Annotated in this window: 22 protein-coding genes; 13 read left to right on the forward strand and 9 right to left on the reverse strand. The window is 68.8% G+C overall.

All coding sequences use genetic code 11. The annotated features are described in order from the left end of the window. Window positions 1-77: 77 nt before the first annotated feature. The 4 genes from BJQ95_RS05415 (at window position 78) to BJQ95_RS05430 (ending at window position 5,816) form a co-directional block, all read left to right on the forward strand. Window positions 78-1,943: a DUF2207 domain-containing protein gene (locus BJQ95_RS05415; protein WP_130177600.1), complete on the forward strand. Its 1,866-nt coding sequence runs from the start codon at window positions 78-80 to the stop codon at window positions 1,941-1,943. Then, a complete protein-coding gene (locus tag BJQ95_RS05420) occupies window positions 1,943-2,281 on the forward strand; it encodes a DUF6804 family protein (RefSeq protein ID WP_240694725.1) in 339 nt (112 codons plus the stop codon). The genes BJQ95_RS05415 and BJQ95_RS05420 overlap by 1 nt, the downstream gene beginning before the upstream one ends. 202 nt (window positions 2,282-2,483) lie before the next feature. Then, window positions 2,484-4,658, forward strand: coding sequence for a DEAD/DEAH box helicase (locus BJQ95_RS05425; RefSeq protein WP_130177599.1), 2,175 nt, complete (start codon window positions 2,484-2,486; stop codon window positions 4,656-4,658). Between the two features lie 129 nt (window positions 4,659-4,787). Then, the gene (locus tag BJQ95_RS05430) at window positions 4,788-5,816 is read left to right on the forward strand and encodes a 6-phosphofructokinase (protein WP_130177598.1); all 1,029 of its coding nucleotides are present in this window, start codon (window positions 4,788-4,790) and stop codon (window positions 5,814-5,816) included. A gap of 98 nt (window positions 5,817-5,914) precedes the next feature. On the opposite strand, the gene BJQ95_RS05435 is transcribed toward BJQ95_RS05430, so the two are convergent. Continuing rightward, window positions 5,915-6,178, reverse strand: a complete 264-nt coding sequence (locus BJQ95_RS05435; RefSeq protein ID WP_130177597.1) for a mycoredoxin — start codon at window positions 6,176-6,178, stop codon at window positions 5,915-5,917. A gap of 67 nt (window positions 6,179-6,245) precedes the next feature. Here BJQ95_RS05435 and BJQ95_RS05440 point away from each other — a divergent pair, with 67 nt between their 5' ends. Continuing rightward, on the forward strand, window positions 6,246-6,722 hold the full coding sequence (locus BJQ95_RS05440) for an 8-oxo-dGTP diphosphatase (protein ID WP_130177596.1): 477 nt from the start codon (window positions 6,246-6,248) through the stop codon (window positions 6,720-6,722). Between the two features lie 208 nt (window positions 6,723-6,930). On the opposite strand, the gene BJQ95_RS05445 is transcribed toward BJQ95_RS05440, so the two are convergent. Continuing rightward, window positions 6,931-8,205, reverse strand: coding sequence for a uracil-xanthine permease family protein (locus BJQ95_RS05445; RefSeq protein WP_130177262.1), 1,275 nt, complete (start codon window positions 8,203-8,205; stop codon window positions 6,931-6,933). A 125-nt stretch (window positions 8,206-8,330) separates the two neighbouring features. Here BJQ95_RS05445 and BJQ95_RS05450 point away from each other — a divergent pair, with 125 nt between their 5' ends. The 4 genes from BJQ95_RS05450 to BJQ95_RS05465 all read left to right on the forward strand — a co-directional run bounded on the left by BJQ95_RS05450 (window position 8,331) and on the right by BJQ95_RS05465 (window position 14,288). Then, complete coding sequence (locus tag BJQ95_RS05450; protein WP_130177261.1) at window positions 8,331-9,962, forward strand: carboxylesterase/lipase family protein; 1,632 nt, start codon at window positions 8,331-8,333, stop codon at window positions 9,960-9,962. 120 nt (window positions 9,963-10,082) lie between these two features. Beyond that, a complete protein-coding gene (locus BJQ95_RS05455; RefSeq protein ID WP_130177260.1) occupies window positions 10,083-11,591 on the forward strand; it encodes an NCS2 family permease in 1,509 nt (502 codons plus the stop codon). Between the two features lie 221 nt (window positions 11,592-11,812). After that, complete coding sequence (locus BJQ95_RS05460; protein ID WP_130177265.1) at window positions 11,813-13,321, forward strand: aspartate ammonia-lyase; 1,509 nt, start codon at window positions 11,813-11,815, stop codon at window positions 13,319-13,321. 52 nt (window positions 13,322-13,373) lie between these two features. After that, complete coding sequence (locus BJQ95_RS05465; protein WP_370688372.1) at window positions 13,374-14,288, forward strand: alpha/beta fold hydrolase; 915 nt, start codon at window positions 13,374-13,376, stop codon at window positions 14,286-14,288. Between the two features lie 88 nt (window positions 14,289-14,376). Here BJQ95_RS05465 and BJQ95_RS05470 read toward each other — a convergent pair whose 3' ends face one another. After that, a complete protein-coding gene (locus BJQ95_RS05470; protein ID WP_130177259.1) occupies window positions 14,377-15,948 on the reverse strand; it encodes an alpha/beta hydrolase in 1,572 nt (523 codons plus the stop codon). Window positions 15,949-16,089: 141 nt separating this feature from the next. On the opposite strand from BJQ95_RS05470, the gene BJQ95_RS05475 reads away from it, so the two are divergent. Continuing rightward, window positions 16,090-16,698, forward strand: a complete 609-nt coding sequence (locus BJQ95_RS05475) for a TetR/AcrR family transcriptional regulator (RefSeq protein WP_130177258.1) — start codon at window positions 16,090-16,092, stop codon at window positions 16,696-16,698. Between the two features lie 2 nt (window positions 16,699-16,700). Here BJQ95_RS05475 and BJQ95_RS05480 read toward each other — a convergent pair whose 3' ends face one another. The 3 genes from BJQ95_RS05480 to BJQ95_RS05490 are packed head-to-tail and all read right to left on the reverse strand — an operon-like array spanning window position 16,701 to window position 19,993. Beyond that, the gene (locus BJQ95_RS05480) at window positions 16,701-17,480 is read right to left on the reverse strand and encodes a glycosyltransferase family 2 protein (RefSeq protein ID WP_256041537.1); all 780 of its coding nucleotides are present in this window, start codon (window positions 17,478-17,480) and stop codon (window positions 16,701-16,703) included. Further along, window positions 17,470-18,345, reverse strand: a complete 876-nt coding sequence (locus tag BJQ95_RS05485) for a fumarylacetoacetate hydrolase family protein (protein WP_130177257.1) — start codon at window positions 18,343-18,345, stop codon at window positions 17,470-17,472. Before BJQ95_RS05485 ends, BJQ95_RS05480 begins: the two co-directional genes overlap by 11 nt. A gap of 4 nt (window positions 18,346-18,349) precedes the next feature. Then, window positions 18,350-19,993, reverse strand: a complete 1,644-nt coding sequence (locus BJQ95_RS05490) for a DNA-3-methyladenine glycosylase 2 family protein (protein ID WP_305088569.1) — start codon at window positions 19,991-19,993, stop codon at window positions 18,350-18,352. 121 nt (window positions 19,994-20,114) lie between these two features. Here BJQ95_RS05490 and BJQ95_RS05495 point away from each other — a divergent pair, with 121 nt between their 5' ends. From BJQ95_RS05495 to BJQ95_RS05505, 3 genes are all read left to right on the forward strand, one after another. Further along, entirely contained in the window at window positions 20,115-21,332 is a 1,218-nt protein-coding gene (locus BJQ95_RS05495) for a PrsW family intramembrane metalloprotease (RefSeq protein ID WP_205750166.1), read from the forward strand. Between the two features lie 208 nt (window positions 21,333-21,540). Beyond that, the gene (locus BJQ95_RS05500; RefSeq protein ID WP_130178319.1) at window positions 21,541-21,912 is read left to right on the forward strand and encodes an FKBP-type peptidyl-prolyl cis-trans isomerase; all 372 of its coding nucleotides are present in this window, start codon (window positions 21,541-21,543) and stop codon (window positions 21,910-21,912) included. A gap of 122 nt (window positions 21,913-22,034) precedes the next feature. Continuing rightward, on the forward strand, window positions 22,035-22,475 hold the full coding sequence (locus tag BJQ95_RS05505) for a hypothetical protein (protein ID WP_130178320.1): 441 nt from the start codon (window positions 22,035-22,037) through the stop codon (window positions 22,473-22,475). Here BJQ95_RS05505 and BJQ95_RS05510 read toward each other — a convergent pair. From BJQ95_RS05510 to BJQ95_RS05520, 3 genes are all read right to left on the reverse strand, one after another. Further along, a complete protein-coding gene (locus BJQ95_RS05510) occupies window positions 22,472-22,897 on the reverse strand; it encodes a pyridoxamine 5'-phosphate oxidase family protein (RefSeq protein WP_165384971.1) in 426 nt (141 codons plus the stop codon). The genes BJQ95_RS05505 and BJQ95_RS05510 overlap by 4 nt on opposite strands. A 99-nt stretch (window positions 22,898-22,996) precedes the next feature. Continuing rightward, window positions 22,997-23,263: a protealysin inhibitor emfourin gene (locus tag BJQ95_RS05515; protein WP_130178321.1), complete on the reverse strand. Its 267-nt coding sequence runs from the start codon at window positions 23,261-23,263 to the stop codon at window positions 22,997-22,999. Between the two features lie 91 nt (window positions 23,264-23,354). Continuing rightward, the gene (locus tag BJQ95_RS05520) at window positions 23,355-24,461 is read right to left on the reverse strand and encodes a M4 family metallopeptidase (RefSeq protein ID WP_256041538.1); all 1,107 of its coding nucleotides are present in this window, start codon (window positions 24,459-24,461) and stop codon (window positions 23,355-23,357) included. Window positions 24,462-24,507: the final 46 nt, after the last annotated feature.

The following is a 24,507-nucleotide window of genomic DNA, read 5'->3' on the forward strand; positions in this document are numbered from 1 at the left end:
CGACCCTCCCCGGCCGCCCGGATGGACGTGCACGCCACCGGTGACCCGGAGTCTGACGCTCTCGCTACCATGAGAGCATGCGCCGACCCGGACGATTCAGCTTGCGAGTGCTATCGGCCATCACGATTCTCGCCGGACTCCCAGTGCTCGCCGCCAGCTCAGCGGCGGCGCTGCCCGCCCCCGCCGCAGTGGCCGCCGGTGTCGACGATTTCAGCTTCGCCTCCATGCACGCCGACTATAAGCTCGACCGCGACGACGAGGGCCATTCCACCCTGGCCACCACCGAGACCCTCGTGGCCCGGTTCCCCGAGACCGACCAGAACCACGGCATCCGGCGGCTGATCCCCACCCACTACCGGGGTGAACCCACCGAGCTCTCCGTCGTCGGTGTCACCGACGAGACCGGCCGGGAGCGGGACTTCGAGACCGACACCGACAGCGACGACGACAACAACGAGTACCTCGTCGTCACCATCGCCGAGGACGGCTTCGTGCACGGCGACCAGACCTACGTGATCAGTTACACCCAGAAGAACATCGCCCACTACCCGGACGACACCCCGGACGAGGAGTTCTTCTGGGAGGTGAACGGCACCGGATGGGCCCAACCGTTCGGCACCGTCTCGGCGACCCTGCAGGTGGCGGCCGACCTGGTGCCCGCTCTCACCGGGGAGGCCGCCTGCTACCAGGGCACCTCGACATCCGGGGCCGCCTGCGACGCACTTGAGAGCGCCGCAGACGGTGACGAATGGGTCGTCCAGGCCACCGCCCGCGATCTGGCCCCGCGCGAAGGCCTGGCGCTGGCCGCGGGTTTCGACGAGGGAACATTCGTGCCACGGGACAATTCCTTCACGGCCAACGTGTTCCCGTCGATCGCGCTCCTCACGGCGCTCGCGGCGTTGGTCACGGCCGTGATCGGCGTCGCCGCCCGCACCACCCGGTGGCGTGACCAGCCCGGTCGGCCCACCATCATCGCCGAATACCTGCCGCCGGCGGGGGTGAACCTGCTGCAGGCCGGCGGTGTGCTCGGCGCCAAGGCCGGCGGCAAGTCCCTCACCGCCCAGTTCCTGCAGTTCGCCGTGAACGGCAACGTGCGAGTCCTCGAGGGCGAGGCCAAAAGCCACTACCTTCTGGAGCTTCGCACCCGGGAGGGTCTTGACCCCACCGAACACGCCGTACTCGACGCCCTGTTCCCCGCCGGCCAACCCATCGGCACGATCCGCGACTTCACGAAGACGGATGCGAAACTGGGCCCCGCTCTCACCGCCGCGCGGAGCGCGGCCCGCACGCAGCTGCTCACCGACGGTCTCCGCGAGAAGAAGGGCGGCCCGTTGCGCGGCTGGCTGGTCGGCGTGGCCGTCGTCACCGGTTTGGTCGCGATGATCGCGAGCATCATCTCGTTCGCCACCGAGGTCGCCGGCGCGTGGCCGGCGTTGTTGCTGATCGTGAGCCTGGCCGCGACGATTGTTACGATTGCCGTGACCGTCGATGTGCGACCGCTCACCATTCGCGGTGCCGAACTGCGCGACTACCTGAAGGGCGTCTCCGTGTACATCTCGCTTGCCGAAGCGGACCGATTGCGGGTGCTGCAAAGTCCCCGCGGCGCCCTGCGCACGCCCGACCGGCCCGACGCGGCCACAGCGGTGGCGACCGAACCCGTTCAGGTGCTCAAGCTCTACGAGCGGCTGCTGCCGTTCGCCGTGCTCACTGGGCAGGAGAAGGAATGGTCCGCCGTGCTCGGCGACTATTACGCCGGGGCCCACCAGCAGCCGGACTGGTACGTCGGCACCGCGCCGTTCAGCGCCGCGTACTTCGCAACCGGCGTCTCGGCATTCGCCACCTCCGCGTCGTCGGGCATCGCATCAAGCTCGTCAAGCTCCGGCTCGGGCGGCGGCGGCTCGGTCGGAGGCGGCGGCGGCGGCGGCGGCGGAGGCGGCGTCTGATGGGCACCCCGGCAGAACCGACCCACACCCGCTCGGCCCTGGCGCCCGGACTGCTCGCCGCGATCGCCCTCCTGGCCGGACTGGCCCTGCTCGATGTCGACAGCTTCGTGATCATCCGCTACATCGTCAGCATCCTCGCCCTCATCATCTGTGTCTTCGTCATCCAGGCCAAGGCGTGGTGGTGGCTGATCGGCCTGGTGCCCATCGCGGTGCTGTGGAATCCGATCGTCGTGATCGAGTGGCACGGCCAGGGGTGGGTGTCCGCGCAGTTCATCGCGGCCCTGATCTTCATCATCGTCGGGATCCGCACCAAGGTCCCGGTGCCGTTGCACCGCTAATTCCGGGGGCGGGCATAGACTAGGCATGCGTCTGGAGCCGGGCTCGACCGTGGCCCCGCGGCCATCAGTGCACAAGTGACTGAAAGTTGCGGCGTCCCGCTGTTCGTTCATGGGGTTCGGCGTATCGATCGCACAGGCATCCTGCGGATGCGCAACACGACGAGCGCGCATTGAGTGCTGCGCTGGTGTGAAGTGGAGAAAAATGGCATACACCCGCCCCAACCCAGCGGGCCGCGCTGGAGCCGGTAGTGGTCGAACACGTCAACGCCCGCGCTCGCGAGATGACGACGCCCCGATCATCCCGATCCTCGCCCGCAAGGTGCGCGAAGTCGAAGCCAAGGCCCAGAGCGGTACCAAGCTCGGCCCCACCAACCGAACGAAGTACCAGGTCATCGCGCTGCTGATGCGTGAGGAACGCGCCAGGGTCAAGGCCGACGGCGAGCTCACCGACGCCAACCGCGCCGAACTGCTCAAGCGCCTCGACGGCATCGCCCAGATCCTCGCGAAGACCGCCGCCAGGGACACCAGCCTGATCACCCTGCTCGAACCGGATGCCGGTGTCTCCACCGTCGCGCAGCGCTTCCGCCGCGACTGGCTCCTGGAATCCGGCGCCGAACTCAGCCCGGACGAGCTCATCATCACCCGCGAACCCGAGGCCAAGCCCGAGGTCCCGCAGAATCAGGTCATCCCGCAGTCGGTGCGCGCCCGGCAACTGGCCAACCCGTTCCTCGCCCCCGACTTCAGCGCCGTGAAGACGCAACCGGTCTCCTCCGCCCGCCGCCTGGCCAACTGGGAACTGCTCGGCCCGCTGTTCAAGTCCTTCGAATTCGGCTCCGGCGGCCAGGCCGCCAGCATGGACCTGCCCGAGGCACCGATAGTGGACCGGCTGTCCCCGCCCGGCATGGAACTCATGCGCCACCAGGCCCGTTTCATCGAGAGCGCCCGCCTCGGCCAGCGCAGCTACCTCCTCGCCGACGAGCCCGGCCTGGGCAAGACCGCGCAGAGTCTGCTCGCCGCATCCGTCGCCGGCGCCTACCCGTTGCTGGCGATCGTGCCCAACGTCGTGAAGATGAACTGGGTGCGCGAGGTGGAGCTGTGGACCCCGCACCGCCGTGCTACCGTCATCCACGGCGACGGCGACACCCTGGACGCCTTCGCCGACGTCGTCGTGGTCAACTACGACGTGCTCGACCGGCACCTGGCCTGGCTCGGCACGCTGGGTTTCAAAGGCATGGTCGTCGACGAGGCCCACTTCATCAAGAATCTGCAGTCGCAGCGCTCCAAGCACGTGCTCAGCCTCGCCGAGCAGATCCGCCGCCGCACACCGGGCAACAACCCGTTGCTGATGGCGCTCACCGGCACCCCGCTGATCAACGACGTCGACGACTTCCGGGCCATCTGGCAGTTCCTCGGTTGGATCGACGGCGACAAACCCACCGCCAAGCTGATGGCCCGCCTGGAGGAAACCGGGCTCACCCCCGCCGACGCCGGCTTCTACACCGCCGCCCGGGCCGCGGTCATCGACATGGGCATCGTGCGCCGCCGCAAGGTCGACGTCGCCGCCGACCTGCCCGCCAAGCGCATCGCCGACCTGCCGGTGGAGCTGGACAACGAACTCGGCCGGTCCATCCAGAAGGCCGAACGCGAACTCGGCGCCCGCCTGGTCAAGCGCTACAACGCCCTCGTGGCCGCCCGCCACCCCGGCGTCAAGGCGCCCGCGCTCACCGACGAGGAGCGCGCCGCGTACATCCGCGCCGTCGCCCACGCCGACCTCGAGGAGTCCAAGGGCACCACGACCGGCGAGAACGTGTTCACCATGGTGCGCAAGATCGGCCAGGCCAAGGCCGGGCTGGCCGCGGACTACGCGGCCCAGCTGGCCCACTCGGTGGGCAAGGTGGTGTTCTTCGCCAAGCACATCGACGTGATGGATGCCGCCGAGGAGATCTTCGCTAAGCGCGGACTCCGCACGGTGTCGTTGCGCGGCGATCAGAGCGCACTGGCCCGCCAGGCGGCGATCGACTCGTTCAACACCGATCCGGAGGTCGCCGTCGTGGTGTGTTCGCTCACCGCGGCCGGTGTCGGAGTGAACCTCCAGGCCGCATCCAACGTGGTGCTGGCGGAACTGAGCTGGACGGCGGCGGAGCAGACCCAGGCCATCGACCGGGTGCACCGGATCGGCCAGGCCGAACCGGTCACCGCGTGGCGGATCATCGCCGCGCACACCATCGACGCGCGCATCGCCGAACTCATCGGCAGCAAGCAGGGCCTCGCGGCCCGCGCGCTCGACGGGGCAGACGAGGACGTCTCGCCGGCCGATTCCGTGCAGGCCAGCGCGTTGGTCTACGTGCTCACGCAGGCGCTCGACGGAGAGCTGTAACCGGGCCGGAAGACCCTAGCCGAAAGCAGCGCCGCCGGTGTTGACTTGATCCAGGCCAGAGCGCGCCACCATGATGGTGGACGGGCAATCTGCCGCAACAAATATGTATGCACTAAGGAGCAGCCAGATATGAAGATCGGTATCCTCACCAGCGGTGGAGACTGCCCGGGCCTCAACGCAGTGATTCGGGGTGCTGTTCTCAAGGGAGGGCGCGCGTACGACTCCGAGTTCGTGGGCATCCGCAACGGCTGGCGCGGGCTGGTGCAGGGCGAGTTCATGAAACTCGACCGGCACAGCGTTCGTGGCCTCTCCCGCCAGGGCGGCACCATCCTAGGCAGCTCGCGCACCAACCCGTTCGAGGGTGAGAACGCGGGACCTGAGAACATTCAGAAGACCATGGACGCCGAGGGCATCGACGCCATCATCGCGATCGGCGGCGAGGGTACCCTCACCGCTGCCCGCCGTCTCACCGACGCCGGCATCAAGATCGTCGGCGTGCCGAAGACCATCGACAACGACCTCGCCGCCACCGATTACTCCTTCGGCTTCAACACCGCCGTCGAGATCGCCACCGAGGCCATCGACCGGCTCCGCACCACCGCCGACTCGCACGGCCGGTGCATGATCGTCGAGGTCATGGGCCGCCACGTGGGTTGGATCGCCCTGCACTCCGGCATGGCCGGCGGTGCCCACGCCATCCTCATCCCCGAGCAGCCGCAGACCATCGAGCAGATCTGCGCCTGGGTCGAAAGCGTCCGCGACCGCGGCCGCGCGCCGGTCCTCGTCGTCTCCGAGGGCTTCCTGCTCGCCGAAATGGGCGAGGCCCACTCGCACAAGGGCCTGGACGCGTTCAACCGTCCGCGTCTCGGCGGCATCAGCGAACTCATCGCCCCCATGGTCGAAGAGCGCACCGGCATCGAGGCCCGGGCGACCGTGCTCGGCCACACCCAGCGTGGTGGCGCCCCGTCGGCCTACGACCGGGTCCTCGCCACCCGCCTCGGCATGGCAGCGGTGGACGCCGTCATCGAGGGCAAGTGGGGTTCGATGGTGTCCCTCAAGGGCACCGACATCCGCAACGTCAGCATCGCCGACGCCACCATGGACCTCAACCGGGTCACCCAGGAGCGTTATGACGAAGCGGCCGTGCTGTTCGGCTAAACCGCTAATCCGCAGACAGGACTGCCCGGACGACTGAGGTCGGCCGGGCAGTGTGCGGTTCAACGACGGTGCGCGGTTGAACTGCGAAGCGGAAGAGGTCAGGCTGCGGGGGCGAGCTTGGCCTGCACCTGCGCGAGCGACGGGTTCGTCGCGGCCGAACCATCCGGGAACAGCACCGTGGGCACGGTGCGGTTGCCGCCGTTCAGGCTCATGACGAGCTCAGAGGTACCCTCGACCTCTTCGACGTTCACCTCGGTGTAACCGATGCCGACCTTGTCGAGCTGGCTCTTCAGGCGCGAGCAGTAGCCGCACCAGGTCGTGGTGAACATCGTGATAGTTCCGGTTTCAGGCACAAAATCCATGCGTACAGCGTAACCGAGGAAACGGCCGGTTCGGTGGGAGTGCTCGCCCGCTCGCTACGATGACACCATGACCGACCTGCCCCAGGTGTGCGTGTGCTACCTCACCCGCCTGTCCGAGACCGGCGAACCCCAGGTTCTGCTCGGCCGCAAGAAGAAGGGCCTGGGCCTGGGCAACATTGTCGGGCTCGGCGGCAAGCTGGAGCCGGGGGAGTCCGCCCTTGATGCCGCCGTGCGCGAAGTCGAGGAGGAGTCCGGCCTCACCGTCACCGCCGATGCGCTCACCCCGATGGGCGTGCTCACCTACCTGTTCCCGCACAAACCGGGCTGGAGTCAACGGTCGAACGTCTTCGTCACCGCCCGGTTCAGCGGCATCCCGCGCGAGTCGGATGAGTTGAACCCGCAGTGGTTCACGATCGCCGAGTTGCCCGTCGACGATATGTGGGATGACGCCAGGCACTGGTTGCCCGGCGTGCTGGCCGGCCGGAGTGTCGAGGCCACCTTCACGTTCGGCGCCGACCTCGCCACCGTCGTGGCCCGCGGCTGATCCCGGCTGGGCACCTCAACGGCGGGTAAACGCCGCGTGAACATCGCCCGAATTGACCTGCTCGCCTGAGACTGTCCTGATCGTGCTCTACGGCGTCTACCTGATCGTGCCCGCCCTCCACAAGTAGCCCCACCCCCTTCCGCGAACTGTGACTTAAGCACCTAAAAACGCCTCGCGAAGGTGCTTAGCTCACAGTTCGCGGGGGTGGTTAGGCGGTGCGGCGGAGGCGGGTGACCCAGGTCATCAGGTGGTAGATCACGATGGCGGCCACGGTGCCCAGTGCGATGCCGTTGAACGTGAGGGTGCCGGCGCTGAAGGTGTAGTCGGCGATGCCGATGATCAGCGCGGTCGCGGCGGTGAACTGGTTGACCGGCTTGCTGAAGTCGACCTTGTTGTCGAGCCAGATCTTCACGCCGATGATGCCGATCAGCCCGTACAGGGCCGTCGTGACGCCGCCGAGCACGCCCGCCGGGATGGTGCTGATCACGGCGCCGATTTTGGGGGAGAGGCCCAGCAGTACCGCGGTGATGCCGGCCACCCAGTATGCGGCTGTCGAGTAGATGCGGGTGGCGGCCATCACGCCGATGTTCTCGCCGTAGGTGGTGGTGCCCGAGCCGCCGCCGAAGCCGGCCAGCACCGTGGCGAGGCCGTCGGCGAGCAGCGCCCGCCCGGTGAGCCGGTTGACCGAGCTGTCGGTCATTTGCGCGACACCGCGGATGTGGCCGACGTTCTCGGCGATCAGGACCAGCACCACGGGCAGGAAGGCCGGCAGGATCGCCCACACGGCGGGGTTCTCGAACGGGTTCGTCGGCAGGGTGAGCGGCGGCAGCCCGACCCAGGCGGCGTCGGCGACGGCGTCGAATGTGACCTCACCCTGGATGACCGCGGCGATGTAGCCGACGATGACGCCCAGGAAGATCGAGAGCCGGCCGAGGATGCCGCGGAACAGCACGGTGGAGAGGATCACGGCGGCGAGGGTGATCACGGCGGTCAGCGGCGCTTCGGTGAAGTTGTTCTTGGCCACCGGCGCCAGGTTGAAGCCGATCAGCGCGACAATCGCGCCGGACACGACGGGCGGCATCAGCGCGTCGATCCAGCCGGCCCCGGTGACCTGCACGACGGCGCCCACAATGGCCAGCAGCAGACCGACGGCCAGGATGCCGAACAGGGCGCTACCCATGCCCGCCGTGGCGGTCGCGGCGGTGATCGGTGCGATGAACGCGAACGACGACCCCAGGTACGAGGGCAGCTTGTTGCGGGTGATCAGCAGGAACAGGATCGTGCCGATACCGGAGAACAGGATGGTGGTGCTCGGCGGGAAGCCCGTGATCAGTGGTACCAGGAAGGTGGCACCGAACATCGCGACGACGTGCTGGGCGCCGATGCCGATCGTGAGGGGCCAGTTGAGGCGTTCCCCCGGGGCCACGACATCGGTCGGGCCGACGGTCTTGCCGTCGCCGTGCAGGGTCCAGGGCAGTGCCATCGGTGTCTCGTTTCTGTGGAAGCCGCGCGGCCGGATACAACACTCGGCCCTAGCTGAGCGTAGTGCTCCGCCGACAGGGCCATCGAGTTTGCCTCGGGGTCAGCCGACCGGATTAGGATCAGCCCATGACTTCGCCCACTCGCGCCCGCCCCCTCGATCCGCTCGAGGTTCGGGTGTCGGGCGGCCTGGTGCGCGGCGTCAGCGAACGAGGCATCCGCGCCTGGCGCGGCATCCCGTACGCGGCCGCCCCGGTGGGACCGTTGCGCTTCCGCGCCCCGGCACCCGCCCTGCCCTGGCCGGGCGTGCGCGACGCGGCCCAGTTCGGCCCGGTCGCCACCCAGAGCCACCGTGGCCAGTTCATCGGCGCCCACCCGCGCATCCCGCAGAGCGAGGACTGCCTGTCCCTGAACGTGGTCGCCCCGGATGCCCCGATAGACGACGGCGCGCTCCGCCCCGTGATGGTCTTCGTGCACGGCGGCGCCTACAGCGTGGGGTCCTCACGCGAGAACCCCCGGCAGGGCGAGGGTCTCGTGCGGCGCGGCGGCATCCTCTACGTGGGCATCAACTACCGGCTGGGCGCGTTGGGCTACCTCGACTTCAGCCGGTACTCCACGCCGGAGCGGCCGTTCGAGAGCAATCTGGGGCTGCGCGATCAGGTCGCAGCTCTCGCCTGGGTGCGTGCCAACATCCGGGCCTTCGGCGGCGACCCGGATGCCGTGACGCTGTTCGGCGAATCGGCCGGCGGTAACGCCGTGACCACCCTGATGACCGTTCCGGCGGCCGCGGGCCTGTTCCAGCGGGCGATCGCCCAGAGCTCTCCGCCGAACGCCGTGTACCCACCGGCGTTGACCGCCGAGTGGGCGGCGACGTTCGTCGGCATCCTGGCCGAGCAGACGCTGGGCGCCCCGGCCGCCGGAGGCGACCTCGTGCATCCGGCCGCGCGGCTCGCGAGCCGGCCGGCCGAGCCGCCGGCGCGCTCGGGCCTCACCGACGCCGAGGCCGTGCGGTTGCTGCTGGACGCCGACCCGGCCCGCCTCGCCGGGGCGACCACCACCCTCACCGTGCGCTCGCCCGACCAGTACCCGGGCACCATCCCGCTCAGCCCGGTCATCGACGGTGACTTCCTGCCCGAACGTCCCCTGGACGCGTTCCGCGACGGCCGGGCGCACCGCATCCCGCTGATCATCGGCACAAACGAGCGCGAGGGATCGCTGTTCAGCGGCCGGATCGACATTCTCGCGTCGACACCGCCGCGCATGCGCGCCGTCTTCGCCAACACCAAGAAGAAGGCCAAGAAGGCGCTCAAGGCGCAGTACCCCGGCATGCCGGCGCCGCGGGCCGCGCTGGACTTCGGCGGCGACTACTCGTTCTGGTACCCGAGCGTGAAGGTGGGGGAGCGGCACTCCAGGTACGCTCCGGTGCACTTCTACCGGTTCGACGCGGCACCCCGGCTGCTGCGCCGGATGGGACTGGATGCCACCCACGGTCTCGAACTGTTCCCGCTCTTCGACAGGCTCGACGGCTGGTTCGGGCGCGGCATGACGGTCCTCGGCGGGCGCCGCGCCTTCAAGGCCATCGGTCTGCGCATGCAGGGCTGGTGGTTGAGTTTCGCCCGCACCGGCGTTCCGGATGCCGCGTGGCCGGCATACACCGAGGCCGACAGGCTGACGCTCGTGATCGACACCGTCGACAAGGTGGTGCCGGATCCGCAGGCCGAACGCCGCATCGCCTGGGGCGCCTTCGTCCCGCACGTTTGACCAGAGCGGTTGGCCTGATTTCCAGGACCGCGCTGCGAGTCGTAGACTAAGGCGTTTGGCGCGCCGCCGAACGTCGACTGGGAGAGCATCATTTCCGCATCAGAGCACGAGTCTGCCACCATCGCAGGCGCCACCACCGCAGCCACCGAGTCACCCGCTCCCGAGCCGGCCGCCAGGCCCGAACCGACCGGGCGCGGCACGAAGTCGGTGCTTGACCGCTACTTCGAGATCACCCGACGCGGGTCCACCTGGGGCCGGGAGGTGCGCGGCGGTCTGGTGACCTTCGTCACCATGGCCTACATCGTCATCCTCAACCCGCTCATCCTCGGTGGCTTCAGCGCCGACCAGGCCGCAGTGGATGTCGCCGGGAACTGGCTGCCCAACGGCCAGGTCGCCGCCGTCACCGCGTTGACCGCCGGCGTCATGACGATCCTGTTCGGTGTCATCGCCCGCTTGCCGTTCGGCTTCGCCGCCGGCCTCGGCATCAACTCGTTCCTGGCCGTCAGCGTCGTGGGCCAGGTCACCTGGCCAGAGGCGATGGGCCTGGTCGTCATCAACGGCCTCATCATCGTGCTGCTGGCCTCCACCGGCCTCCGCGCGATGATCTTCACCGCCGTGCCCCGCCAGCTCAAGATCGCCATCACCGTGGGCATCGGCCTGTTCATCGCGTTCATCGGACTGGTCGACTCCGGGTTCGTACGCGCCAGCGGCGTCCCCTCCCCGCCCGTGCAGCTCGGCGAGTCCGGTTCGGTCGCCAGCCTGCCCACAGCAGTGTTCGTGATCGGGCTGCTCGTCATCGGCGTGCTCGTGGCCCGCAAAGTCAAGGGCGCCCTGCTCATCGGCATCGTCGGCACCACCGTGCTCGCCGTCATCCTCGAGGCCATCTTCAAGGTGGGCCCGTCGCTCGGCACCAACCCGGCCGGCTGGAACCTGAACGCCCCGGTGCTGCCGACCAGTTTCGTCGCACTGCCCGATCTCTCCCTCGTCGGCCAGGTCAGCTTCGGCGCGTTCGAGCGCATCGGCATCCTCGCGGCCGTGATGCTGGTCTTCACACTGGTCTTCACGAATTTCTTCGACGCCATGGGCACCATGACCGGGCTCTCCAACGAGGCCGGCGTGGCCGACAAGAACGGCAACTTCCCCCGGCTCAAGTCGGCCCTGATCGTCGAGGGTGTCGGCGCCGTCGTCGGTGGCGCCACCTCCTCATCGTCGAACACGGTCTTCATCGAGTCCGGCGCCGGCATCGGCGAGGGTGCCCGCACCGGCTTCGCCAACATCGTCACCGGGCTGCTCTTCCTCGCGGCGATGTTCTTCACCCCGCTCACCCAGATCGTGCCGCTCGAGGTGGCCGCCGCCGCGCTGGTCATCGTGGGCGCCATGATGGTGTCTCAGATCCGGTTCATCGACTTCAGCGACTTCTCCACCGTGCTGCCGGTGTTCCTGACCATCATCGTGATGCCGTTGAGCTACTCCATCGCCAACGGCATCGGTGCCGGCTTCATCAGCTGGGTCATCGTGCGCTCCCTCTCGGGCAAGGCCCGCGAGATCAGCCCGCTGCTCTGGGTCGTCGCCGCCGGGTTCCTGGTCTTCTTCGTGCGCGGACCCATCGAGGTCCTGTTCGGCGTCTAACGGATGCCGGGCCGGCCACCGCCGGCCCGGTCTGCGTTTTCTTGCACCATCTGGCCTGAGGGCGACGGTTCGCTGCGTGGCGCTGTCGAAATGTGCGGCTCCGGTGCCAGGGTCTGCGCCCGCGATAGAGTGAATCGGTTATGAGCCACAAGCTCGTCCCCGACGGCAATGGAGCCAGCGTGCACACCACACCCAGCATGTCCGCAGAAGACACGGAAACGATGACCACAGACGTGACGACAGACACCTCCGGACCAGGCCCGATCGCACCAGGGGATGTGGGCGCCGATGTCCCCGCGGCCCCGGGTTTCCGCATCGAGCGCGACTCGCTCGGCCGGGTCGAGGTCCCCGCCGACGCGTACTGGGGTGTGCACACCAAGCGGGCGCTGGAGAACTTCCCCATCGCCAAACGGCCGATCTCGGTGTACCCCGACTTCGTGGTGGCGTTGGCGTCGGTGAAGCAGGCTTGCGCCCGCGCGAACGCCGAGGTGGGTGCGCTCAGCCAGGAACGGGCTGACTGGATCGACGCGGCCTGCCAGGAGATCATCGAGGGCAAGCACCACGACCAGTTCGTCGTCGGGGTCATGCAGGGCGGCGCCGGCACCTCCACCAACATGAACGCCAACGAGGTCATCTGCAACCTCGCCCTGGAAAACGCCGGTTACGGCCGTGCCCGGTATGACATCCTCAGCCCGATCGACCACGTCAACCGCAGCCAGTCCACCAACGACACCTACCCCACCGCGATCAAGATCGCGCTGGCCTTCTTCCTCAAGCACCTACTGCGCGAACTCAAGGCGCTGCAGGGCTCCTTCTCGGTCAAGGCCGACGAATTCGAGCAGATCCTCAAGGTGGGCCGCACCCAGATGCAGGACGCTGTGCCGATGACCCTCGGCCAGGAGTTCCACGGCTTCGCCACCACCCTCGGCGAGGACTACGACAGACTCACGGAGACGATCTGGTTGCTCGCCGAGATCAACCTGGGCGCCACCGCGATCGGCACCGGAATCACGGCCGATCCCGGCTACGCCGCTGCCGCCATCCGCCACCTCAACGGGATCACCGGGCTCAACCTCGAGGCCGCACCGGACCTGATCGAGTCGACCAGCGATGCCGGCAGCTTCATGTCGTTCAGCGGCAACCTCAAGCGCAGCGCCATCAAGCTCTCCAAGATCTGCAACGACCTGCGCCTGCTCTCCTCCGGCCCGCAGGCCGGTTTCGGGGAGATCAACCTGCCGCCCCGCCAGGCCGGGTCGAGCATCATGCCCGGCAAGGTCAACCCGGTCATCCCCGAGGTTGTCAACCAGGTGGCGTTCGCCGTCGCCGGGGCGGATGTGACGGTGACGATGGCCGCGGAGGGCGGGCAGCTGCAGTTGAACGCGTTCGAGCCCGTCATCGCGCACTACCTGTTCCAGAGCCTCACCTGGATGACCCAGGCGATGTGGACGCTACGGGTGAATTGCATCGACGGCATCACCGCGAACGAGGACCGGCTGGCGGCCATGGTGGGGTCCAGCGTCGGGGTGATCACCGCGCTGATCCCGCACATCGGCTACGCTGCCGCTGCGGCGCTCGCTCAGACTGCGCTGCTCACCGGGCGGAACGTGGCCGACCTCGTGGTGGAGGCGAACCTGATGACCCGCGACGACGTGATGCGTGAGCTCGAACCGGCCCGGCTCTCCGGCATGCTGCCGGACACCGGCACCTCGTCGATCCCCATCATCGAGTAGGGCCGGCCTCGAATAGGCCGCACGAGACGGGACACGGCGCTACTCTGGTGCCGTGTCCCTGCGTGTGAGGCAGCAGCTCCACCGGCACGAACCGACCCGGCCCGATCGGCTCGCGAGGCTCGACGCCGCCCTGCCGGACCTCGACTGGACGATTCTGCCGCCGGGAACCGAACGGTTGTCCTTCCTCGCGCCGAGCGGCCGGCTCGCCGCGATCGCCCTGGGCCGGCCGGGCGACCCGCGGGTGCTGCTGGTGCCGGGCGCCACCGGGTCGAAAGAGGACTTCGTGCTGCTCGCACCGCTCCTCGCCGAGGCCGGCTACCGGGTGGAGAGCTTCGACCTCGCGGGCCAGTACGAGTCAGCGGCGGCCGGACCGCCGACGGGCCGGCATTTCGACTACAACCTGTTCGTGGCTGACCTGGTCGGGGTCCTCGAATCCGGGGACACCCCGGTGCACGTGCTCGGCTACTCGTTCGCGGGCCTGGTGGCCGAGCTGGCCTTCGCGAGGCGGCCGGAGCTTTTCGCCTCGCTGGTGTTGCTGACCACGCCACCGCGGCCGGGCCAGACCTTCCGCGGCGTGCGCTGGCTCGGCCCGGTCAGCGGCCTGATGCCGCCGCACACCATCGCCTCCCTGCTGATCTGGGGCATCGTCACCAACCGCAACCACACCCGGCCGGGCCGGCTCGCTCTCGCGCGGATGCGATTCGAGGACACCAGCCGGGCGAGCCTCGACGAGATCATGGGCCTGATGAAGCACACCCCGGATGTGCTGAGCGAGCTGGCCAGGAGCCCGGTGCCGATGCTCATCGCCGTGGGGGACCGGGACCTGTGGACGCTGCGCCAGCACCGCCGGTTCGCCGACCGTATCGGCGCGGACCTCCGCGTCTATCCGGCCGGGCACAGCCCGTGCGAGACCACCCCGCACCAGCTAGCCCGGGACCTGCTGGCGCTCTACGCGCGCGGCCGCTGACGTGTGGCAGCCATCCAGAGCTCCCCGAGTCCGAGGCGCGAACCGGAGGCACGCGGAACGGCGCAGCGATAGCGGGTCAGGAGCAGATTCACAGAGCGCAGCGTGCTCCTTCTTCTGGCAGCTCGAGGTTGACCAGGTAGTCGGCCACCACGCCGTCGACGCACTCATTGCGCGAGATGATCGACCCGTGCTGGTTGCCGTCAACCGTGAGCAACCGGGCGCCGAGGGTCTCGGCCAGGCTGATACCACCACCGTGTGGCGTCACCGGGTCGCCGGTGGTCGAGGTCACGAGCACCTCGGGAAGCCCCTTGATGTCGGTGGCGTAGGGGAAGCCCAACGTCGGCTCGGACGGCCAGAACTCGCACCCGTCCCGCGTTGCCGGGCTTTTTCCGGAGTCGAGGAACGGCACTGCGTCGTTGAGCTGATTGCCGAGCTCGGTCATCTCGTCTGCCGTGAGTCGTTCTTCATCGATGCAATTGATGGCGAACGTGGCTTCGTAGTCGTTCTTGTATTCCCCGCTGTCGGATCGGCCGTAGTAGCCGTCGCGAAGCGCGAGCAGTGGCTCTGGCCGACCCGCTCGCAGCTCCGACAGCCCCGCGATGGTGGCTGGCCAGCTGGCTTCGGCGTACAGCCCGGAAATGATTCCCTCGGCTGCGGCGAGGAAGGTGACCTCTCGGCCGTCAGCGGCCACCAGCGGCTCGTCCACAAGCGGACGGAGGAGCTCCTGCGCCGCGGTGGTCGCTAGTGCGGGGTCGGTACCGAGGGGGCACTGTCCCTGCGCTACGCAGAAGTCGGCGAAGCGCTGGAACGAGGCTTGGAGCCCCTGGCTGAGCTGGATCCGGCGATCACCGGTGTCCTTGCGTGGGTCTACAGCGCCGTCGAGAACGAGGGCCCGGACGTTCTGGGGGAACATCTCGGCATACACCGCGCCGAGCCGAGTGCCGTAGCTTGCACCCGCGTAGGTGAGCTTGTCGTCGCCGAGCGCTGAGCGGAGCACGTCCATGTCGCGAGCGACATCTCTTGTGCCGAGGTGGGCGAGCGTCTCCTCGCCTCCCGATCCGGCTGCACACTTCTCGACGATCGCGCGCGCCGACTCTTCCGTCCACTCGTCCAGGGCCGACAGCGGCACGTCGGCGTCACGTTCTTCGTCCGTGTAACAGTCGACCGCTGGGTCGGTCAGCCCAACTCCGCGCGGGTCGAAGCCGACGAGGTCGAAGTGCTCGGTGATGGGTCCCCCCGTCCACAGCGCGGTGACGAGCGGGGCGAAGGTAGTCGCCTGCACACCGGGTCCGCCCGGATTCAGTACAACTGAACCGATGCGGTCCGTGCCCGTGGCGGCGTTGCGCGTCACGGCGATGCCGAGGGTCTCGCCGTCGAGGTTCTCATAGTCGATCGGCACCGTGAGTGTGGCGCACTCGGTTTTCTCCGCCACCTCGATGATCTCGGGAACGGGCGGCTGCGAGCCCACGATGGTGGGGTCGCAGGCCCCGAATTCGAGCGACTGCTCCAGGTACTGGTCAAGACCCGCCGCGTTCGCGCTTTCGCCTGTGTCCGGTGTCGCGTTGGTGCACCCAGCGATCAGCAGTAGCGAGGCAACGGCCACCACCGCCGGCCCCGGCTTCGTCCAGGGGCCTCGCCCGTCTTTCAATCGGTTACGCATCTGGTTCTCCTTTTCATCGTTCGACCATTGTTCGTCCAACACGGGACACCACTCACTCCCCGCCAAATTAGTACAGTGTGATAGCCAACGAGGAGCTAAGCTAGCACACTGTAATAAACAGAGGTCACACGAAGGAGAGTCATGGACGCGGAATCCAACAAACCAGGCACGCGCGCCAAGATCCTCATCGCTGCGGCGACGATGCTCGGCGAGAACCCGACCGCGCGCTTGAGCGTCCGCGCGGTAGCCGCTCGCGCCGAGGTGAGCACGGGCTCGCTACGACACTTCTTCCCGACCCAGCGCGATCTCATCGACACCGTCGTTGCCGGGATCTACGACCTCGACATCCCCGACGACCCGATCAACGATCACACGCTGACCCCGACCGAGCGCCTGATCGCCTGCTTGCGACTGATGCTCGCGCACGTGGGCGTCGGCGATCGCGCCCGGCAGCATTGGGGGGCACTCTACGAGGCCTACGTGGGATCCACTCCGTCCGGCGATGAGGTGGCGACCTACCTCGCGCTCGAGCGGATGGGTCGGCACCGTATCGAGCGATGGTTGACCGCGCTCATCGAGGAGGGCGTGATTCCGGCGGGGGCGGTCGAGTCACGGGCACGATTTCTCGCGACGGTGATCAACGGCCTCATGATGGAGCGCGCTCTACCCGCCGAGGCGGTGCGACTGGAGACCGAAACGGAAACGCTGCGCCTTGCGATCCACACCGTCACCTCGGTGTGGCCGAGCTAGCGTCAGAGCGCGCGAGAGAGGTTCTTGCGGCGACTCACTGAGCGCAGCCGGAGCCGCCAGGGCGAGTAGTCCGGCCAGTCGAAGAACAGCGTGCGGCCGGCCCAGGCCACCCGCCGGCCGAGCCCGCGAGGGGTGTCGAACGGCCGGGCGGAGATCAGCACCCGCAGGTTCGGGTCGAGGGTGACAGGTTCGTCCGGGCCCAGGTGCATGCTGAAGTCGAGGTCGTCGTGCACGTCGGTGCGCGTGCGCCGCACCAGGTCGCGGTTGGCGGCCCAGACCTGCCGGCACATCGCGAAGTTCGACCCGAACAGCGGCGGGTGGCCCAGCCACAGGCCCATCCAGCGGAAATACCCGCCGATGTAGAGGTGGCCACCCAGCCAGGCCGTTATGGGGCCGCAGTTGTAGAAGTCGCCGGGGCCGGTGTACACGGCGGTGCCGGGTTCGGCCGTGAACTGGGCCTCGATCCGCTCCAGCCAGTCCACCGGAGGCACGGAGTCGGAATCCAGCCGGGCGATCACGTCGCCGGTGGCCGCGTCGTAGCCGGCCGCCGACGCCGGCCAGATGCCCCGCAGGGGTTCGGTGATCACACGTACGCCGGCTGTCCGCGCGATTGCCGCGCTGGCATCCGTGCTCGCGTTGTCGACCACGATGATCTCGTCCGCCGGCCGGCGTTGCTGGGACAGGGCGCGGAGGCAGGTGCGCAGGAAGTCCGCGTCGTTGTAGACCGGAATGACCACCGAGAGGGTGATCGGGGGGTGTGACCGGCCCGGGTCAGATCTCACGGCAGTGGGTCGTGAGCAGTCCGATCCGGTCAATGGAGACCGTGACCGTCGACCCGTCCTTGAGGAACACCTGCGGCTTGCGGCTGTAGCCTGCACCGCCGGGGCTGCCGGTGGAGATCAGCGTGCCGGGCATCAGCGTGGAGGTCAGCGACAGGTAGGCGATGATCTCGGCGACGGTGCGCACCATGTCACCGCTCGACGCATCCTGCAGCACCCGCCCGTCGACGTGGGTGGTCAGCCACAGGTTCTGCGGATCGGCGATCTCGTCGGCGGTGACCACCAGGGGGCCGGTGGGCGTGAAGCCGTCGAACGACTTGCACCTGGACCACTGCGCCTCGGAGAACTGCAGGTCGCGGGCGGTGATGTCGTTCACGACCGTGTAGCCGAAGACGTAGTCGAGGGCGTCGCGCACCGAGACGTTGCGGGCGGGCCGGCCGATGATCACGCCGAGTTCGGCCTCGTAGTCCACCTGCGTGGTCAGGTCGGTGGGCCACGTGATGATCGACTCGTGCCCGGTGAGCGAGTTCGGCCAGAGCGAGAACACCGTCGCGGCGGTTTCGCTGCGCAGTTTGAGCTCGGACGAGTGCGCGGCGTAGTTGGCGCCGATGGCGATGATCTGCGGCGGCCGCAGTACCGCGGAGGAGTGCCGCAGGTCGTCGATGGGGGTCAGGCTGGCGCCGTGGGCCAGCGCGTTCGCGGTGAGCGCCCGCACCCTGTCGTACTCCGGGGCGCCCTTCTCGATGAGGTCCTGGAGATCGCGCGGGGCGTCGTCGATCACCTCGTCGAGGAAGAGCGCCTCGTCGTCTACCACGAGGGCTAGACGGGGGGTGGACTGGCCTTCGACTCTGAGATGCGCAAACTTCACTTCTTCAGCGTAACGGGGCGGCACCGTTCCCGCCGGTAAGTTCCGGCCCGGCCGGTCGCGGGCCGCCCGCCGCCCGCCAGAGGTGCATGCCGGCGTAACTGCGCCACGGCGCCCACACGCTGCCGTGAACGGCGAGGTCCCTCGCCGTGTCGGGCAGCCCGAGCCGACCCGCCCCCTGACGCAGGGCGAGGTCGCTGGTGAGCAGGATGTCGGGACTGCCGAGCACCCGCATCGCCACGTAGCCGGCCGTCCACGGGCCGATGCCCGGTAGGGCGGTCAGGCGGGCCTGGAGGTCGTCGCGGCTGTCGCCGACGTCGAGCACGAGATCGCCGGAGGCCAGGGCCCGGGCGACGCGGATGATCGTCTCGATGCGGGCGGCCGGGCCGCGCAGCACTTTTCTGCCGTTGTCGGCGATGTCGGCGGCGGGGGGGAACAGCAGGTGCGGGCTGTCGGTGTGCTCCTGGTCGTTGCCCGGCTGGGCATCGTCCACCGACGTGCTGAGCGCGGCGCTGAGCCGGCCGAGGGAGGTGCGGGCGGCGGCCACCGACACCTGCTGGCCGAGCAGCGCCCTGAACAGGGTTTCCTCCGGGTCAAGGCTGCCCGGCACCCGGACACCTGGGGTGCGGTGCACGGACCCGGCCAGCGCCGGGTCGCCGGCCAAGACCAGATCGATGGCCTGGGCATCCGCGTCGAGGTCGCACAGCCGGCGCACCCGGCTGACCAGCGGGGCGAGGTCGGCGAGGCTGTGCAACCGGGCGGTGCACTCGATCGCGGGAGCCTCGATGGTGCCGGCGAGGGCCAGGTGCAGTCGCGCCCAGCCGTGCGGAAGCCGCAGGGTGCGTTCGTACCCGGTCGGCGTGGAGCGTTCGACGCCGGTGACGGCCCGCGCCCCGAGGAAATCGAGCAGGCCCTGCCCGTCGAACGGCGCCCGGGCGGGCAGCAGCAGGCTGATCCTCGAGCCGGTGCGCACGATGGGATCGCCGCCGGGGTGGACCCCGGCGCCGGCGCGGAGGGCCGACGGGGTGCGCTCGTACACGGCGGCGATGGTGTCGTTGAATTGGCGCACACTGCCGAAACCGGCGGCGAACGCGACGTCGGTGACCGGCAGATCGGTGCTGGTCAGCAGCACCCGGGCGGTTTGGGCGCGGTGGGCGCGAGCCAGCGCGAGCGGCCCGGCGCCGACCTCGGCGACCAGCACCCGAGTGAGGTGTCGTGGCGTGTATCCGAGCCGGTGCGCCAGCCCTGGCACACCCTCGCGTTCCACGGTGCCGTCGCCGATCAGCCGCATCGCCCGGGCGGCCAGGTCGTCACGGATGTTCCACGCCGGCGACCCGGGCACGGCATCGGGCAGGCAGCGCTTGCAAGCTCGTAGGCCCGCCTCATGGGCGGCGGCGGCCGTGAGGTAGAACGACACATTGCCGGGTTTGGGCGTCATGGCCGGGCAACTGGGCCGGCAGTAGATGCCGGTGGAGTGCACGCCGGTGATGAACTGGCCGTCGAAGCGGGCGTCGCGGGAGGACATGGCCCGGTAGCGCTCGGCGAACACCGGGTCGTCGACGCTGCCCCGCGCCGACGAGCCGACCCGGCCGGGGCGCCGGGAGCGGGCCGGGGGGAGCGCTGGGTCGGGGGAGTTGGTTGTGGGTATCACAGATCAAGACTGACACGCCGCCTGCCGGACCGGTAGCGGGAATCGGACACCGCCGTCTGGGGTCGGACTGGAGGCGGAAACCGCCGGCTCCAGCCATGCCCGTCCCCGTAAACTGGCGGGCATGACCCTCGACCCGACCGGCCGACCTCTGCCCATGCCCCCGCAGGACGCACCCATCCAGACGCCCGTGTGGAGCGCGCCGGTGCGGCGCACGAGGCTGAGCACGGTGGTGTGGGCGAGCATCGGCATCGTGGTCGCCGCGCTCGCGCTGCTGTTGGTGCTGGTGTATCTGTCGACATTCCTCGGCCCGGGCGCGCTCGTGGTGTGCCTGCTGCTCGCGCTCGTGCCGCTGACCCTGGTGATGCTCGCGGTGCGCTGGCTCGACCGGTGGGAGCCGGAGCCCCGGCCGGCCCTCTGGTTCGCGTTCCTGTGGGGAGCCGGTGTCTCGATTGTGACGGCGCTGGTGTTCGACCTCGGTGTGCAGATCGTCGTCGCGACCAGCGGGGTGGCCCGCCCGGCGGGCGACTTCACGGCCGCCGTGATCCAGGCGCCGCTCGTGGAGGAGTCGGCGAAGGGCTTCGGCATCCTGCTGCTGTTCTGGGTGATCCGCGGCCAATTCAACGGCCCGATCGACGGGGTCGTCTATGGGGCCATGATCGCCGCCGGTTTCGCGTTCTCGGAGAACATCCAGTACTTCAGCGTGGCGATGCTCGACGGCGGTATCGCCGATCTCGGTGTGACGTTCCTACTGCGCGGGGTGATCTCCCCGTTCGCGCACGTGCTGTTCACGGCCTGCACCGGCTTGGCGATCGGCCTCGCCGCCCGCCGCGCGAGCGGGTCGAGCTACCTCGGCGCGGTGCTTATGGGACTTCTCGCCGCGGTGCTGTTGCACGCGCTGTGGAACGGGGCGTTCTTCTTTCTCACCGACGACGCCTCCCTGGTGGGCTACTACTTCCTGGTGCAGGTGCCGCTGTTCATCGTCGTGATCCTGGTCATGCTCATGCTGCGGCGCAAGGAGGAGAAACTGACGGTGCAGCGGCTCGGCGACTATGCCGCGGTGGGCTGGTTCACCCCGGCCGAGGTGGCCATGCTGGCCACGCCCCTCGGCCGGCGCCAGGCGCGGGCGTGGGCCCACGGTCAACCGCCGGCGCGCCGCCAGGCCATGAACCGATTCATCACGGATGCCACCCGGTTGGCGTCGGTGCGGCAACGTCTGGTCAGCGCCCAGCTGCACCCGTCCCGGCGCGGGCCGGCACGCCCAGATGGGAGCCCCGACCAGATTGAGGAGGCCCGGCTGTTGGGGCTGCTGATGACCGACCGTGCCGCGGTGCTCGGCTGATCCGAGCGGCAGCTGACCCGTCAGAGCGCGGCCGGTCGGGAGCGCTGCCGGAGAGACCAGAAAAAACTCGTCGCCCGGTGGTGTGGCACTGCCGACAACTCTCCCGGTGCGACGAGTTTGTGAGATAAGGATGCACCTTGCGGCGGCGTTCGCGCAAGGGGGAATTTCCAGGTGTGCGTCCGGGCCCGGAATCCGATTGGATAGTCTCATGACTGATTTGAATGCCAAGCCCGAACTCGACTTCCCGGAGGGCCCCGCGCCCGAACAGCTCGACATTGTCGACATCGTGGTGGGTGACGGCGCCGAGGCCACCGCCGGCGCCACCGTCGACGTGCACTACCTTGGTGTCGAATACGACACCGGCGAAGAGTTCGACTCGTCCTGGAATCGGGGCCAGTCGATCAACTTCCCGCTGGGCTCCCTCATTGCCGGCTGGCAGCAGGGCATCCCCGGCATGAAGGTGGGCGGCCGACGCAAGCTCACCGTGCCGGCGCACCTGGCCTACGGCCCGGCCGGCTCCGGCCACCGTCTGTCCGGCAAGACCCTGATCTTCGTCATCGACCTGCTCGGCGTCAGCTAAATCGTTCGATCCATTCCGCTTGATTCGTGAACGGTGGCCCCGGAGAATGCCCACGGCTCTCCGGGGCCTCTTGCGGCGACCGGGCCCTCGCTTTCACCGGTGCCGCGCACCGATAATGGGGCATGATCACAATCGATTGTGCCCGTGCTCTGCAGCAGGCCGGCTTGCCGTGGCATCCGGCATCCGGTGACGCCTTCCGCATCGAGCGGCAGGGCTTCGACTCCGAGGTCTTCACGGTCAGCGAGATGACCATCGAGGCGCACGAGTTCGACACCGGCACCATCCTCGGTTTCAACGGAACGACGGAGTGGGCGCTCGATTCGCTTGCGCTGGAGGATGCCCTGTGGTTACCGCGCGAGGACCAGTTGCGGGCGCTCCTGCGCGGCACGTTCCGCGCTCTGCAGCGGCTCGGCGACGACCGCTACCGAGTGAGCGTGCACGTGAACGGGGTCGACGAGGTCTTCGAGGCGGCCACGGCGGCGGATGCCTACGGCCTGGCGGTGCTGATGCTCATCGGGCTCGCCGGCGAGGGCCGGGTTGCTCCGGCCGCGGCCAGCGACTAGTACCGTTCCGGTTCCGGTTCCAGGGCGAACCGGCGCCCGCTCAGCTCGGTCGGGGTGATCTCCACCCAGATGTACTTGAGGGTGGGAACGAGCGGTCGCAACGGGAGCGCGTTGGCGGCCTCGATCTCGGCCTGCGTGTCGAGGACCCGGGCGATGCCCTTCACGACGACACTCCAGGCGTCGGCGCGACCGATGTCGTCGGTCTCCAGGGCGACCTTGTTGTTCACGGTGAGGGCCAGGAGCTTGGTTCCCTCTGCGGTGCGAAACAAGAGGCGCTTGTCGGCCGCGACGAAGTTGAGCGGGAAGATCTCAATGTCGTCCGCGACGGCAGCCGCGAGACGGCCGAAGCTCGAGGAGAGCAGAAACTCCCAGCACTCGTCCTCGCTGAGAATGCGAACCGGATTCGGGTCGATGATGTCCATACCTCATAGTCCCACTTTGCGCTCCGCTCGGCGACTCCGCCACTGTGGAGCACTCCTGCCGCCGGAATGTGTCGCGCGTGGGTGCGGCGCGGACCTCGGTCAGCGTTCGCTGGCGGCGCGGACCCTGTCGATCAGGTCTTTCCAGGCACCCTGCACCTGTGGCTCGGCGAGCACGACCTCGTGCGGTGCGCACCGGATGCGGTACACGTAACGGTCCGGCGCCGGTGTGGTGTCTTCGGCCTCATCCCAGGGCAGCTCCTCGAGGAACTTCATCCAGGCCGCCGCATCCGGTTGTTCGTCGACCTGCAGATCCCAGGTGACCCGGAGCCCAGCGAACCCTCCGCTGCGTGAGACGACGACCTTCATGGCCCCATGGTACGTCCGGCCGAGGAACGATCGGGGATGCCGAGACGATCGGAGGTGGCTTCCCAGTGAACGCCGGGTGATGCCCGGCCCGTCAGGAGGCCGCCTGTAGCGGGTCCAAGCCCAGGCCCACGCCGTCCCAGCCGGCGAGAACGGCGTCGTGCTCCGCGGAGCCGGTGCCGTAGCGAATGGACGCGGCCGTCGCCGTGGCCGCGGCGAAGGCCGCGAAATCGGCGGTGGGGGAGAGGTTCGGCCCGGTCAGCGTGTCGTACCAGATCTGCCCGGCTGCCTCCCAGGCATTACCGCCGATGGCCTCGGCGACCAGGTAGAACGCCCGGTTCGGGATCCCCGAATTCAGGTGTACCCCGCCATGGTCGTCGTCGGTTTCGATGTAGCCGGCCATCGAGGCCGGCTGCGGGTCGGTGCCGAGCACGTCGTCGTCGTAGGCGGTACCCGGAGCTTTCATCGACCGCAGCGCCTGGCCCTGCACCTGCTCGGTGAAGAGGCCCGCGCCGATCAGCCAGCTCGCCGATCGGGCGTCTTGACCGGCGGCGTACTGTTCGACGAGTGCACCGAACACATCAGACACCGATTCATTGAGGGCGCCGGACTGGCCCTGGTAGGCGAGGTTGGCGCTGTACTGGGTAACGCCGTGGGTGAGCTCGTGCGCGATCACGCTCAACGAGACGGTGAACCTGTTGAAGACCTCGCCGTCGCCGTCGCCGAACACCATGCGTTCGCCGTCCCAGAAGGCGTTGTCGTAGTTCCGGCCGTAGTGCACCGTGGCGTCCAACGGCAGGCCGCGGCCGTCGATGGAGTCGCGCTGGTACCGGCTCCAGTACAGCCCGTGGGTGTCGCCGAGCCCGCTGTAGGCCTCGTTGACCGCCACGTCGGCGACCGGACCCTGCCCCTCGGTTCTCACGGTGCGGCCGGGGAGCCGCTGCAGTTGACCGGCATCGCTGATGGTGCGGCTGGGGTGGCCGGGCACGGCCCAGACTCTCGGGCTGGGCGGAGCGCTGGTGCGGCGTTCGACCCGCAGGTTGCGGATGGGCTCGTCGAGACGCAGGGACCTCCGCGCGGCCTCGGCCGCCGCCTCGAATCGCGGGTCCTCGACCGTGGCCAGGCGTTCGAGGAGGTAGGGCGGAACGACTCCGCATCCCACGGGAGGGACGGGGCTCTGAGTGTGGTCTGTGCCTGTCATGCGGTGAGTCTGCCAGTACCGTCCGACATCCGCACCCCGTTCACAT

This window comes from Cryobacterium sp. SO1, from assembly GCF_004210215.2.
Classification (GTDB): Bacteria; Actinomycetota; Actinomycetes; order Actinomycetales; family Microbacteriaceae; genus Cryobacterium.

Bases quoted from the DNA above. Each gene is read 5' to 3' on its own strand.
- BJQ95_RS05415 (WP_130177600.1), top strand. From the start codon at position 78: ATGCGCCGACCCGGACGATTCAGCTTGCGAGTGCTATCGGCCATCACG.
- BJQ95_RS05420 (WP_240694725.1), top strand. From the start codon at position 1,943: ATGGGCACCCCGGCAGAACCGACCCACACCCGCTCGGCCCTGGCGCCC.
- BJQ95_RS05425 (WP_130177599.1), top strand. From the start codon at position 2,484: ATGGCATACACCCGCCCCAACCCAGCGGGCCGCGCTGGAGCCGGTAGT.
- BJQ95_RS05430 (WP_130177598.1), top strand. From the start codon at position 4,788: ATGAAGATCGGTATCCTCACCAGCGGTGGAGACTGCCCGGGCCTCAAC.
- BJQ95_RS05435 (WP_130177597.1), bottom strand. From the start codon at position 6,178: ATGGATTTTGTGCCTGAAACCGGAACTATCACGATGTTCACCACGACC.
- BJQ95_RS05440 (WP_130177596.1), top strand. From the start codon at position 6,246: ATGACCGACCTGCCCCAGGTGTGCGTGTGCTACCTCACCCGCCTGTCC.
- BJQ95_RS05445 (WP_130177262.1), bottom strand. From the start codon at position 8,205: ATGGCACTGCCCTGGACCCTGCACGGCGACGGCAAGACCGTCGGCCCG.
- BJQ95_RS05450 (WP_130177261.1), top strand. From the start codon at position 8,331: ATGACTTCGCCCACTCGCGCCCGCCCCCTCGATCCGCTCGAGGTTCGG.
- BJQ95_RS05460 (WP_130177265.1), top strand. From the start codon at position 11,813: ATGACCACAGACGTGACGACAGACACCTCCGGACCAGGCCCGATCGCA.
- BJQ95_RS05470 (WP_130177259.1), bottom strand. From the start codon at position 15,948: ATGCGTAACCGATTGAAAGACGGGCGAGGCCCCTGGACGAAGCCGGGG.
- BJQ95_RS05475 (WP_130177258.1), top strand. From the start codon at position 16,090: ATGGACGCGGAATCCAACAAACCAGGCACGCGCGCCAAGATCCTCATC.
- BJQ95_RS05495 (WP_205750166.1), top strand. From the start codon at position 20,115: ATGACCCTCGACCCGACCGGCCGACCTCTGCCCATGCCCCCGCAGGAC.
- BJQ95_RS05500 (WP_130178319.1), top strand. From the start codon at position 21,541: ATGACTGATTTGAATGCCAAGCCCGAACTCGACTTCCCGGAGGGCCCC.
- BJQ95_RS05505 (WP_130178320.1), top strand. From the start codon at position 22,035: ATGATCACAATCGATTGTGCCCGTGCTCTGCAGCAGGCCGGCTTGCCG.
- BJQ95_RS05510 (WP_165384971.1), bottom strand. From the start codon at position 22,897: ATGGACATCATCGACCCGAATCCGGTTCGCATTCTCAGCGAGGACGAG.
- BJQ95_RS05515 (WP_130178321.1), bottom strand. From the start codon at position 23,263: ATGAAGGTCGTCGTCTCACGCAGCGGAGGGTTCGCTGGGCTCCGGGTC.
- BJQ95_RS05520 (WP_256041538.1), bottom strand. From the start codon at position 24,461: ATGACAGGCACAGACCACACTCAGAGCCCCGTCCCTCCCGTGGGATGC.